General features: G+C 40.3%; 12 protein-coding genes. 3 read left to right on the plus strand and 9 right to left on the minus strand.

What is annotated here, in order from left to right:
- Positions 1-12 precede the first annotated feature (12 nt).
- From CR194_RS17790 to CR194_RS17820, 7 genes are all read right to left on the minus strand, one after another.
- Positions 13-819: an inositol monophosphatase family protein gene (locus CR194_RS17790; protein ID WP_110611548.1), complete on the minus strand. Its 807-nt coding sequence runs from the start codon at positions 817-819 to the stop codon at positions 13-15.
- 99 nt (positions 820-918) lie between these two features.
- Positions 919-1722: a phosphonate ABC transporter, permease protein PhnE gene (phnE, locus tag CR194_RS17795; RefSeq protein ID WP_110611550.1), complete on the minus strand. Its 804-nt coding sequence runs from the start codon at positions 1720-1722 to the stop codon at positions 919-921.
- Entirely contained in the window at positions 1722-2540 is an 819-nt protein-coding gene (gene phnE, locus CR194_RS17800; RefSeq protein WP_110611552.1) for a phosphonate ABC transporter, permease protein PhnE, read from the minus strand. The genes phnE (CR194_RS17795) and phnE (CR194_RS17800) overlap by 1 nt, the downstream gene beginning before the upstream one ends.
- Positions 2540-3313, minus strand: a complete 774-nt coding sequence (phnC, locus tag CR194_RS17805; RefSeq protein ID WP_110611554.1) for a phosphonate ABC transporter ATP-binding protein — start codon at positions 3311-3313, stop codon at positions 2540-2542. The genes phnE (CR194_RS17800) and phnC overlap by 1 nt, the downstream gene beginning before the upstream one ends.
- Before the next feature lie 165 nt (positions 3314-3478).
- Positions 3479-4456, minus strand: a complete 978-nt coding sequence (locus CR194_RS17810; RefSeq protein WP_110611556.1) for a phosphate/phosphite/phosphonate ABC transporter substrate-binding protein — start codon at positions 4454-4456, stop codon at positions 3479-3481.
- A 275-nt stretch (positions 4457-4731) separates the two neighbouring features.
- Positions 4732-5415 (minus strand): amino acid ABC transporter permease, encoded by a 684-nt coding sequence (locus CR194_RS17815; RefSeq protein WP_110611558.1) that lies wholly within the window; start codon positions 5413-5415, stop codon positions 4732-4734.
- A 12-nt stretch (positions 5416-5427) separates the two neighbouring features.
- On the minus strand, positions 5428-6300 hold the full coding sequence (locus CR194_RS17820) for a transporter substrate-binding domain-containing protein (protein WP_110611560.1): 873 nt from the start codon (positions 6298-6300) through the stop codon (positions 5428-5430).
- 249 nt (positions 6301-6549) lie between these two features.
- On the opposite strand from CR194_RS17820, the gene CR194_RS17825 reads away from it, so the two are divergent.
- The 3 genes from CR194_RS17825 to CR194_RS17835 all read left to right on the plus strand — a co-directional run bounded on the left by CR194_RS17825 (position 6550) and on the right by CR194_RS17835 (position 11442).
- Positions 6550-7107, plus strand: a complete 558-nt coding sequence (locus CR194_RS17825) for a TetR/AcrR family transcriptional regulator (RefSeq protein WP_110611562.1) — start codon at positions 6550-6552, stop codon at positions 7105-7107.
- Positions 7108-7158: 51 nt separating this feature from the next.
- Positions 7159-10242, plus strand: coding sequence for an efflux RND transporter permease subunit (locus tag CR194_RS17830; RefSeq protein WP_110611564.1), 3084 nt, complete (start codon positions 7159-7161; stop codon positions 10240-10242).
- 390 nt (positions 10243-10632) lie between these two features.
- Positions 10633-11442: an undecaprenyl-diphosphate phosphatase gene (locus tag CR194_RS17835; RefSeq protein WP_110611566.1), complete on the plus strand. Its 810-nt coding sequence runs from the start codon at positions 10633-10635 to the stop codon at positions 11440-11442.
- 58 nt (positions 11443-11500) lie between these two features.
- On the opposite strand, the gene CR194_RS17840 is transcribed toward CR194_RS17835, so the two are convergent.
- Positions 11501-11806 (minus strand): antibiotic biosynthesis monooxygenase family protein, encoded by a 306-nt coding sequence (locus tag CR194_RS17840; protein WP_110611567.1) that lies wholly within the window; start codon positions 11804-11806, stop codon positions 11501-11503.
- A gap of 126 nt (positions 11807-11932) precedes the next feature.
- Complete coding sequence (gene mgtE / locus CR194_RS17845) at positions 11933-13294, minus strand: magnesium transporter (protein ID WP_110611570.1); 1362 nt, start codon at positions 13292-13294, stop codon at positions 11933-11935.
- Positions 13295-13382 lie beyond the last annotated feature (88 nt).

Raw genomic sequence — 13382 nt, forward strand, 5'->3', positions numbered from 1 at the left:
AATGTTCCCATCCTATTTTTTCGTACGAATATAGTTGGATCGAATGGAGTGGTGTAACTCCTTCTTGGCAGTTAATACTGAGGATGGATGGAACACATCGATTTGTTCACCATCCACCGTAGTGATGTGAATCCCTTGTTCTTTCAACAAGACATAAGCAGCTCCAAAGTCCCATGGACCAAGTCCGATGAAAATCGCTCCATCTAATCGACCGACTGCTACGTTTGCCAGTTCAAGTGCGGCAGACCCGAGGCACCGAAAACCACGAATATCTGTTGCCATCTTTTGAAGAGGTTGTTCATGAAGATACTCATTTGGAGCTAACCATAAATGATTCATACTAATCAAGGCTTGTTCAGAAGTCGGAGCCATTGTGGAAGGCTTTATAAATTCATCGTCTATGAAGACCCCATTACCTTTAAGTGTGTGAAACAATTGATCAGCCATTGGATCGTATACAACCCCAACAATAGGCTGCCCTCGATCAAATACACCGACAGAGATGCAAAAGTTACGTTTATTATGAACGAAATTGGTCGTTCCATCGATCGGATCCACTAGCCAGACTATTTCATTATGGGGATCATAATCAGCTTGATTAGATGCCACCCCTTCCTCTCCTAATAGAAAATGATGTGGAAAGGTTTCATTAATTTTATTGGCGAAAAAGGCTTCAATCTCCTTATCTTTTTCTGTAACAAGGTCAGCGGCAGATGTCTTATATTCTACCGTGATTTCTTGTGAGACAGCCTCTCTTAATATTTCCCCGGCTTCATAAGCCCACTCTTTAGTTAAGCGGTAAATTTCTTGATACTCCATAAATCATACCCCTTTTTATAAAAATAGAGATGAGGTCCACTAACGGGTCCTCATCTTCTCATGTTTCCATACGAGTCAGGCTCGTGAATTTTCTTGAGTTTATACGAGTTTTTTGCGGATTTTCCCACTAATTAAATCAATAATACTAACGAAAACGACTACGACGATCAAGATCATCCCCACGTCTTCCCAGTTTCGCTGGTAGGTAGCTAAAATTAGTGGGGCACCAATACCCCCAGCGCCGACAATACCTAATACTGTCGAGGCACGGACATCAATTTCAAACCGATAAATCGAATAAGATGAAAATTCAGGTAAAACTTGCGGAAGGACTCCGTACCACATTGCTTGGATTCTGTTTCCACCGCTTGCTTTAATCGCGTCCACATTGCTTGTATCGATGGATTCAATCACTTCTGCATACAATTTCCCTAACATTCCTATTGAATTGATACTAATGGCAAGCACACCAGCGTAAGGCCCGATTCCGACAGCGGCTACAAAGATGATCGCAAAGATGAGCTCTGGTACTGCACGTATTCCGTTTAAGAGAGCTTTCCCAAAGTATGAAAATCGTTTCGTCATGTTACGTGCAGCAAGAAAACCAACCGGAATGGCCAAAATCGTTGCTACCGTCACACCGGCATAGGCAATGAAGATAGTCTCCATCATAAACCCAATATAGACCGGGAATTGAACGATATAGTCCATATCTGTTAAAGGAACGATGAAGATTCGTCTTAAAGTTTCTAAAGGGGAGGCAGACGATCCTGAAACGGAAAAGGATGTCGTAGAAAATGCAACAATGTAAAAAGCACTTAAGATCAACAAGGTAGTGTAAAAATAAACTTTAAATTTTTTGGTTTTTGCTTTACGTAAGGATACTTTTGGTTGTGTACTCATTATTCTAATCGCTCCCTTACGCGATTACTGATTAAGTCAATGATTGTAATCGTCAAAAATGTCATAAAGATGATCGTTGCCACGTTATCGTAATTAAACATACTTAATTGCTGACGAAGAATGATCCCGATACCACCAGCACCAACAAAACCAAGAACAACGGAGGCTTTCACGTTGATTTCTAGCACGTATAGAGAATAAGAAGCAAATTGAGGCAAGATTTGTGGCATAACGCCAAATGTGATCACTTGGAATACATTTCCTCCTGAGGCTCTAATGGCTTCCACTGGACCTGGATCTATTGCTTCAATCGTTTCACTGACTAATTTCGCTAAGATTCCAAGTGAAAAGACAAATAACGCGAGAATACCTGAAACAGCACCAATACCTACGAGAGCGACAAACAACACAGCAAGGATGATCTCAGGGATCGTCCGTAACAAGTTAAGAAAATTACGGATAAATTGATAAAAATAAGAATTTTGGTTGATGTTACTGGCTGCTAAAAAGCTCATCGGTAAAGCAAAAATGGCTGCTAATGTTGTACTGAAAAGAGCCATATTCCATGTTTCTAATAAACTCATAGCAACACGAGGCAGGTAACTCCAGTTTGGAGGCCACAAGTCATCCACTACGAAGTAAAACATGATGGGCAACCCTTCAATAACCCGGTCAGGAAACGCTTGCGTTTGATAAGCAGCAAGAATATATAATCCTACAACGAGAAATAGTGCTGATCCTAAGTACCATTTGAACCCTTTAGGAGTGAGAGGATGGCGCTTTTGTGCGGATGGTTGAACGATATCCTTGTTCGACATTAGCTCTCATCTCCTCCGAGAAGATCATCTTCTTTGATCGGACGACCGTAAATTTCTTCAAAAGTCTTATCTGTTACCTGATCGATTGGTCCGTCGAAGACCACTTCACCATCACGCAAACCAATAATTCGATCAGCATACTCTTGAGCCATATCGATAAAGTGAAGATTGACAAGGGTAGTTAAGTTGTCTTCCTTACTTACTCGACGTAGGTCTTTCATGACTTTATGAGATGTTGGAGGATCCAAACTTGCTACGGGTTCATCTGCTAAAATGACTTTAGGTTGCTGGGTGAGCACACGTGCAATACTTACACGCTGCTGCTGACCGCCACTAAGCTGATCTGCTCGTACATAGGCTTTTTCCTGAATGCCAACTCGTTCAAGGTTTGACATGCCTAATTGTAGATCTTCTTGGGGGAATAATCCCAGCATGCTGCGAAGAGTACCTGTATGACCTAGTCGACCAGCCATGACATTGCGAAGCACAGACATACGTTTTACTAGGTTGTAACTTTGGAAGATCATACCGACTTCCGTTCGTAATTTTCTTAGCTGTTTTTCTTTAAAAGAGAGTATATCTTGATCGTCTAATAGTAATTCGCCTTCAGTAGGAGTTACCATACGATTTATGCTTCTAATTAACGTCGATTTTCCAGCACCGGACATTCCAACGACAACGACAAACTCACCGTCATTGATTTTGAGATTAATATTTTTTAAACCTTGGTGCCCGTTAGGATAGACTAACGATACATTCTTAAATTCGATCAATCTGGTCACCTTCCCACTATGTAACTTTTATCATTTAGAATACTTTCAGCCCGGAAACACAAAAGAAGAAGGGACTGTCGGCAACTGTGAATACCACTCTCAGTGACGACAGACACCTTCTATTATAGATAAAAACGTTTTAAAAAAGTTTAATTAGGTTATTTATTAGTTAGAAAGGTCGTCTTCGAACTCAGCGAATACGTCTCTAACAATGTCATAATCAGAGGATTCAGCGATGGCAACGCCGTCCCAAGTATAAATTTCATGCATGACTTCAAGCATTTCTTCATTTTCGTTTAGGCTCATAAATGCCTCTGTAATTTCTTCTTTAAGGGCATCAGATAATTCACTTCTTACAGAGATTGTGTCGTTAGGAATCTCATCTGTATAGCCGATGACGCGAAGATCATCATGGATGTCTGGGAATTCGTCAGCTAATGTATCACGTGCATCTTCAAAAGTAGTTGCAAAGTCAGCTTGACCGTCAAGCAGTTGCATCATTGCATTGTCGTGACCACCAACACTTAATTGTTCGAAGTGGTTTTCTAAGTTTTCAATGCCCATGTCCATCAATTGTTTTGCTGGGAAGAGATAACCAGAAGTTGAAAGGGTATCTGGAAAAGCCCAAACTAAACCTTCTTCTTCTAACAAATCATCTATGTCTTCTAAGTGAGAGTCAGCCGGTACTGTATATTGAGCCACGTATGAGTCACTATCATTACGAATAGACTTTAAAATAACTTCTACGTCTGCACGATCTTCAGCTTGTACAAAACCGAATGGATTAAGGAAACCGATGTCAACTTGTTGAGTTCTCATTGCTTCAATCAAGCCACTGAAGTCAACCATAACTTCTGCTCGAACGTCCACACCTAGTTCTTCAGAAAGGAATTGTTCTAATGGTTCAGCAGTAGTAGCTATTTCAGACGCGTCCTGGGACGGAATGAAGCCCATAACTAGCTCGTCCACGTCATCTGTAGCGGATGCTTCGTTATTGTTATCGTCGTTGTTGTCCTCTACAGCATTGTCATTACCGCCTGTGTTGTTGACATTCGTACTATTATTCTCGTTGTCCCCATTACCACAAGCAACTAAAGCTGACATAACCCCACCTAAAACTAATGCATAACCCATACGTTTCATAAGCTTAAACCCTCCACTTTTTATATAAATTATTTTTTAGAAAGCATCATCATAATTTTGTCGATTATGTGTCCTTCCATGTAAAATTATTGTTGATTGAGAGACTAAAGTCAACTAAATTTACGAAAAATTTACATAGTTTAAGAGAAATCGAAAACTGTATTTTCAGATATATTTTAAAAAAGCTCTAGAGAAGGCTTCTCTAAAGCTTTTTAAATAATATATAATGAATATTTTATTGGAAAAAATAGTGTCATATTATTTGCCATTTTACTTTAAATATCACCATATTTTTCGTATCGCTTCTCTAGGTAATTCTGAAGCACGGTCATGACTGAACAAATTCCCCAGTAAATCAGCGCCACTAAGATAAACATCGTCATATAGTCCATCTCTCGTCCGGCGACAATTCGGGACATTTGGAATATTTCCGGAACAGTAATCATTGCCGCCAAAGAAGACGCTTTGATCAAGTCCAGCAAGACGTTTGTTAAAGGCGGAACGGCAATCCGGGACGCTTGTGGTAATACAATGCGCCGCATCATAAGCCAATAGGAAAATCCGAGAGATTGAGCGGACTCCCACTGGCCTCTTGGTACTGCTGAAATCGCCGAACGGTTAATTTCGGCCATGTAAGCGGCACTATTTAAACTGAAACCGATCACAGCAGCTGTAACCGCGTTGAATTCAACCCCAATGAACGGAAATCCGAAATAAAGCAAGAATAGGATGATCAGAATGGGAACTCCCCGCATGAACGAGATATACAGTCTTGCAGGCCAACGAAACCAAACCTTTTCAGATGCTCGGGCAATCGCTAGAAACAAACTGATCACAAGACCAATCACCATACTGACTAGCGAGATGAAAAGGGTGTACCATATCCCCTGCATGATATAAGGAAAGGACTCGATCGCTAATTGAATATCAAAGATGTATTCCCACTGAATATCTCCCATCGTGATTCTCCTTTACTCTTCGTCTGCAAAATCGATGTCTGGCTCTTCAGACACGTCTTGACCGCCAAAGAATTGTTCAGACAGTTCCTGAATGGTGCCGTCTTCAAGCATCTCATTGATGACTTCGTTTAGATTTTCTTGAAGTTCTGTGTTGTCTAGATTCATGATCATCGCCTGATTATTAGGGTGATAAAATAAATCAGGATGGATGGCCACATCAATTTCAGGAAGGGCTTCAATAGCCAGTGATTGTAAGTAATAGTCGTTCATAACGACGTCGAGACGTCCGTTTTCAATGTCGCGAAGGTACGTATCATTGGTCACATTTTCGTAAGTAACCCCTTCAGCTCCGTACTCTTCGGCGATTTGCATGTAAATCGTTGTTGCCGCTCCACCATGACGTTTTCCATCAAGATCTTCAAGAGTATCAATCCCTGAAAAATCATCTGGACGAACGATCATCGAGCCATAAGAGAATTTGTAAGGATCCGTAAACAAGAAGCGCTCTTCACGATCTTCGTTAATATCAATATCGTTGACGGCGATATCTACTTGTCCATTATTAATTGACGTGAGCATACCGTCAAAGCCCATTTCAGTAAACTCTGCTTCAAGACCTAAACGGTCCGCGGCTTCACGAGTGACTTCAACTTCAAATCCTGTTAATTCGTCTGTCTCATCAGAATGGAATGATGTTGGATAGAGCGTTCCAGAAGTAGCTACCTCCAACACCCCTTCTTCTTGAATTTCATCCCAACGAGTAGGTTCGTCATTTTCCCCAGCTTGTTCGTTATTTTCGTTGTTTCCACACGCCGTAAGTATAAATGTCATCGAAAGAACGGATAGTAGAAACGTCCCTCGAATATGCTTTGCTAAAAAATTCATGATATGATGTTCCTCCTCTTAAAATATAGGCTTTAGTGCATAAAAAACATAGCATGTAACTTGGGATTGAAGCAATAACAATGCTCAAAAGGAGAATAGTAAAAATGTTTTGTTAATTTAGCGATTAAACAAAAGTTAAAAAAATATTATACAAACATGTTAAGTTTGATATAATATTGGGTATATAACGATATCGAGTCATTTCAAAAATCAGGAAAGGTTTGATGAGTAAAGGAGAATAGACAAAGCATGAGCCGTAAAAAAACGATAGACCAAGCGCAGTTATTCCATGAAACTGAACAGCTTATATTAGAGTCAGGATATGCAGGTTTTCATTTCAAAGCCCTTTCTGAAAAGATGGGGGTCGCCAGAAGTACGATCTACAATTATTACACAAAGAAAGAAGAACTGATCACTGCGTATATGGTTCATCTCCTTGAGAAAGTAGTAGAGAACATGGGACAGGCAGAGATGGAAGAACAGCCAGTAAAATATTTGATTCATCTTTGGTCTAGGTATGCTCATATGCACCAAATGCTTCAAATTATGCCCTATATAGATCAACATGCCACGCCTCAAGTGCAAGAAAATATTAAGAAAATGTTTGCGATGTTTACGGAAATGAAACTAAAGATTGAACGTACTTTGGTGAAAGGTCAGGAACGAGGAGAGCTTCGTACTGATATTCAAATGAAGACGATGGTGGGTTTAGTGATGGCGACCATTCAAGTTCCCATCAATCATACAAGCCAGAGTCAATGGGTGGAAGAAGTCTATCAATTATTAATGACAGGTTTAAAAAACTAACTTTTTTTTGAATGAAAATGACACAAGTGTCATAAATGAGGAGGGGACAGCATGTTCCAAGCAATTATACGAAGTCCTAAAATTACGATGATGTTTGTTTTTATCCTAGTGGTGGTGGGAGTATTAACGTTATTTCAATTACCGCAGCGGGAGATTCCTGAATTTTCATTTGATATTGGGAACGTGTCCACGGCCTATCCAGGCGGAACACCTGAAGAAGTAGAACAGCAAGTGACGATTCCATTAGAGAATGCAATCGAGAACATTGATGGGATTAGTGACATGAATTCCGTTTCTACATCAGGATTTTCCAACATAACGATTGAGTTGGATGATGGAGCAGATAAAAATGACGTTTTCACAGAGATTCAACAAGCCGTTTCTCGCGCTGAAAGTGAGCTGCCAGATCAAGCGGTCACACCTGATTTCTCACAAGCAGCAGGTTTAGGTGCATTATCTAGCTATCATATTTTATATGAGGACCGAGAAGAATTGTATGAAATAAAAGATATCCTCCATGACTGGCAAGACGAAGTGGAGTCGATCCAAGGGGTAGATAGCACAGTAGTAAAAGGTTTTCCAGACCAACATTTCCTCATTGATGTAGATTCAGAAGAGATGTTTAGTAATGGATTGCAATTTCCCGACGTCATTCAAGCGATCGAGGAAGAACTTAACACTCAACCTTTAGGGATTCAGCAAGTAGATAATCAGAATGTCCAATTGGCTCTTATGACATTGGAGGAAGAAGAGGAGATTGGCTCTATTTTCGTTGGGTTGGATCCTGAAGATAACCCGGTGTACCTAGAAGATATAGCAGAAGTAGGAAGAACGACTGACACACCTGAAGACTTAATTACTTATGAAGGAGAGCCGGCGGTGTCATTTACCGTCATTCCTGGAAGTGGTGTCAATATTCCTGATCTTCATGACCGCGTAGATGAAAGGGTCATGAGTTTAGCAGAAGAACTCCCTGCTGAGATGGAATTAGATTTATTTTATACACAAAAAACGATCGTCGACGAGATCTTCGGAGACTTAGCGTTATCATTTGCGTTAGCTGCTTTATCAGTCGTTGTCGTGACACTTCTCGGACTGAATGTGTCCTCAGCAGTTATTGTCGCGCTCGCAATCCCGACAGCTGTTTTAATAGGGTTAATTCCATTGCCATTTTTCGATGTAGATTTAAATCAGATCTCGATCATTGGAATGATTATCGCATTGGGGATCTTAGTGGATGATGCGATTGTCGTGGGAGACAATATCCGGAATAAATACCGAGAAGGGTTGTCTCCATTAGAAGGAGCTCTTGTAGGAAGTAAAGAAGTTCGCGTATCGATTATCACGTCGACGTTGACGATCGTATTTACCTTTTTACCGCTTGTATTTATTTCCGGGGGCAATGGTGACTTCATCCGTGCGTTGCCAACCGTGTTAATTATGACAATTTTAGCATCTACCATCGTAGCGTTAACTTTTGTTCCCATTTTCTTAGCATGGCGTCAGAAGAAGCAAGTGCGTAAAAAGAACAAGTCTAGGCGTGCTCCTAAGGATGGGGTATTCGGTAAACAGTTTGACTCTTTATCCAATTGGTACAGTGATTCCATCTTGCGTCGTGTCGTTCGTCATCCGTGGAAAGTAGCCATTGTGGGGTTTGTTTTGACAACGAGTTTCTATGGCTTGATTCCCTTTATTCCTGTGGAATTTTTCCCATCCACCGACAGGCAAGAGGTTACTGTTGAAGTGAGAATGCCAGCTGGAACCACCATTGAAGAGACTGAAACCACGTTGCAAGACATGAGAGACTTTGTTTTATCAGAAGATGAATATATTTTTGAGACGGCGATATATGCCGGGGAAGGTCTCCCACCGTTATTCGGTGACGGGATCTCAAACAGTAGTGAGGAAACGGGGAACTTATTGCTGCGTGTGGATCGCGAACAGCAATCAGCCGTGGAAACAATCTCTCGATGGACAGAACCATTACAAGAAGAATTTTCAGAAGCTGAGATAGAACTGACGACAATTGAATCAGGACCGCCGGTAGGTGCGCCTATTGCCATCAAACTTCAAGGACCTGAAGTGGAAACGTTGATTGATCTTAGTAATGAACTTCAGGAACGCATTGGTGAATTGCCTGAAAGTGGCACGGTACTAGATGATATGGGTCCACTCCGTCCCACTGTCGTTTATGAACCGATTCGTGAGGAACTAGAGGAAAATGGCATTACGATGAATCAGATTAGTGAACAAATTGGTTTGCGAACGGACGGTATTCCGTTAATGACCTTCCGAACCGCGCAAGATGCTATTGATCTTCAACTAGCGTTAGACAAAGTAGGAGAAAACGAAGAATTAGACTTGTCTGATATTGTTTTACCAAGCCAAGCAGGTGGAGATGACGCTGGAGGACCGCCTGAATTGATTGAATTGGACACCTTATTAGAGGCGTCAGAAGGGGAAGAAATTCCTCAAATATTACGTGAAGACGGCGTTCGAACAATTACCGTGAGAGTGTTTCCTTCCAATGATAATGATGACGTGTTGGAATCTGAGATTGAAGCGATAACAGATGATGTTCGTGAATCTGTCAGCAGTGATTACACAGTGAGTCTTGGGGGCGAAACTGAAGCAAGAACTGATTTCATTCTTGAACTGTTTACCCTGTTCTTAGTTGTCTTGTTCTTGATCTATATTGTCATGGCGATCCAATTTAACTCTTTATCCATTCCGTTTTTGGTCATGAGTACCGTTCATATTGCAGGAGCAGGAGCGGTTATTGGATTGTTTTTGACTCAGACAGGGCTAGGTTTCATGGCATTAATGGGCATCGTTTCCTTGGCAGGGATTGTCGTAAGGAATTCGATTGTACTTCTCGACTTTATAAAGCAACGACGAGCCGAGGGAATGTCGATAGAAGATTCTGTAGTAGAGGCAGGACGAGTTCGATTACGACCGATCCTACTAACTGCTTTTACGGCGATTGGAGCGTTAACGCCCGTAGCCTTTAGTGGCGATGTATTGTTTGTGCCACTTGCTATCTCGATTATATCCGGATTACTGTTTTCAGCAGTACTGACGGTCGTGATCGTGCCAGCGGTTTATACAGCATTTGCAACGAAATTTGTTAAATAAAGAGTGTTAATTGATTTCCCCACCTGAAAATGGTGGGGATTTTTATAATATTTGAATAGGCTGGAGGAAGAAGGGATGTAGTGAAATATTTTGCTGTTAAGGTAGTTAAACGGCATTTTTCATCTATTTGATTGATTGCCATCCTGTAAAGGTAAGGAGTCCGAACGGTGAAAGTTATAGGGTGTAATTGCTTTAGATTTATCTCAAAGGAGAGATATTTAAATTCTTTAATATAACCATAGGAAGCTCAGAAACGAAGTTTCACCACAATTACCTTGTAAATTTACTAGGGTGTAACCGCGTACTTAAGAAAAGTGTGTTAAGATAAAATCTGCTTTAAATTTATCATTAATATATATAGATTCATCATGGTTAAAAAGGGGTTTGTTTATGGATTTAATTGATATTTTGCAATATATTTTTCTCGGAATAGTCCAAGGGGCCACAGAGCCTCTTCCTGTTTCTTCCAGTGGTCATTTAAGGATTGTTTCCTACTTTTTTGGGATCGATGTTCCTGATTTACATTTTGAGGTTTTTCTAAATGGAGCCTCGTTACTTGCGGTGTTTATTGTATATAAAACGGATTTATTAGACATGATCAGGGATACGTTAAACCACGTAAGAAAACCGTCAGATAAAACGAAAACTTCCTTCCGGTTGGCTTTGTTATTAATTGTTGGAACGATACCTGCCGTGGTTGTGGGAGGGCTCTTCAGAGATTTTATTGGGGGAGAGTTAACAGGCATCTATTATGTAGCGATTGCGCTGATGATTACGGCGACGGCCTTATGGCTGATTCGGAACTTGAAAGGTCATAAAAACGATGATGGAATTACCTATGCTGACGCCATTATTGTTGGACTGGCTCAAACATTAGCCTTGGCTCCTGGAATCAGCAGATCCGGAGCTACTGTAGTAGCGGCTCTTGCTAGAAAAGTAGAGGCTGAAACAGCCCTTAAATTCTCTTTCTTCTTATCTATTCCGGTTAGCTTAGGGAGTTTAGTCTTAGAAACGTCAACGATTGTAGAAACAGTTGTGTCCAATGATTTCTTAGGTTTGTATATCATCGCCTTTGTGTCCTCATTGATTGTTTCGGTTTTTGCCATTAAAGTATTTATTGATGTGGTGGCACGGGGTAAATTATTATACTTTGCAATTTATTGCTTCACTGTGTCTATTTTATTATTTATATTCGGATAAATTAGAAAGGGTCGACTAATCAAAGTCGGCCCTTTCTTATGAATTCATTAGTTATAATTTACCTAGCAACGATTTTATATTGGCCCACTTTTGGAATAATACTGGCTAATTCTTGGTCTGGATATTTTTTTTCTAAGTCATGAATTTTTTTGAAATCTTCTCCACGAACCCATTCTAAATAGCTTTCTTTTGATTCGAATAATAGTTGAACAGTGATTTCACCGGCATTTTTGTCGTTTTGCAAAAGAAAGAAGTCAACAAAGCCTGGCGCTTCGTCAACGATTTTCGAACGGTTTTTGTATATGTCTATGACTTCATCTGCTTTTTCTGGCGGTACATCAAACGTTGAGAACACAGTATACAAAAGGAACACCTCATTTATTCTCGAATTAGTTGTTTACACTATATCATAAGGGGAAATTCAGATTAGCAATCTAGTAGCTAATACACTATGATAAAAAGCTGTCTTCACTATAAACCAAGAGGAAGATCATAAATACGTTAACATAGCAGTAGCAACTGTAAAGTAAATCATTAATCCGACAATATCATTGACGGTGGTGATAAATGGACCAGATGCGATGGCGGGATCTAGTTTTAGTTTGTTTATAATCAACGGTACAACGGTACCAATGACGGTAGCCATACTCAAAGATAAAAAGATGGAGAGCCCCACGATAAAGGCTAAAAAATAACTTCCGTGCATGAATGGAATAATAATGAGTAAAACCACCGAACAAATAGTTCCTAATAAAATCCCTGTGCTAAATTCACGAAGAATCATTTTGCCGAGGCCTTTTTTCTCTAAGGTCCCTAAAGCAAGTGAACGGACAGCTACAGCCAGGGATTGCGTCCCTGCATTTCCGGCAGAGCCCATAATCAACGGGATAAATCCAGCCAATAATACGACAGCTTCCAATGTTTTTTCGAATTGGGCAATAATATTTGCTGAAATCATCCCAAAAAACATCAATAGAATAATCCATGGTGCTCGTTTTTTGGCTGCGTTAAAGGGAGTAATCTTCAAATCAGTCGCACCGCGTGAAGCGGCAAATTCATCTAAGTCTTCTGATGCTTCTTCGTCCATAACATCGAGAATATCATCAACTGTAATAATACCAACGAGTTTTTTCTGCTCTGTAATAACAGGTACGGCTAGGAAATCATATTTTTTAAATAGTGCGGCGACATCCTCTTGGTCTTCGCCCGTTTTAACCGACACAACGCGAGTGCTCATAATATCTTTCACGTATGAGTCAGGTTCGGCGGTGATTAAATCTCGTAATGATGCAACACCTACTAATTCGTGGTTGTCGTTTACTACATATAAATAATAGATCGTTTCTGCGTCCGGCCCCTCATGTCTCAGAAGATCGATTACCTCTCGAATGGTAGAAGAGGCAGTTAAATTAACGAAGTCTTTCGTCATGATTGATCCGGCTGTTTCTTCTTCGTAACTAAGGAGCTCTTTAATGTCCTTGGCTTCTTCTTCTTCTAAGCCATCGATAATGGCATAAGCTCTTGTTTGATGAATTTCAGCTAGAAAGTCAGCGGCGTCGTCAGTTGACATATGAGAAATCACATCTTGTGCGTAATGTTCATTTAGTTCTTGCAAAAACTCTTTTTGATCTTCTAATTCCAACTCTTCAAAGATTTCAGCGTACTCATCTGGCGAAAGAAATTCATAAATCTTTTTACGTTGAGTTTCACTCATGCTTAAATAGACATCTAATTGATCTTGAGGATGTAATTCAAAGAATAATTGCCGGAATTGCTGGATATTTTCAGAATCTAATGATTTTAAAACGGATTCAGCGTACTGATCACGGTTTTGTTCTGTTAATTTCACCATGGCTAGAGCCTCCTTTAAGAGGGAAGCACCATGTATCCAAAAGAGCATGCGAATGGTGTCCCTTTATTAGTTAATTTTACTTTTTTCA

The sequence above is a fragment of the Salipaludibacillus keqinensis genome, from assembly GCF_003226325.1.
Taxonomy (GTDB): Bacteria; Bacillota; Bacilli; order Bacillales; family Salisediminibacteriaceae; genus Salipaludibacillus; species Salipaludibacillus keqinensis.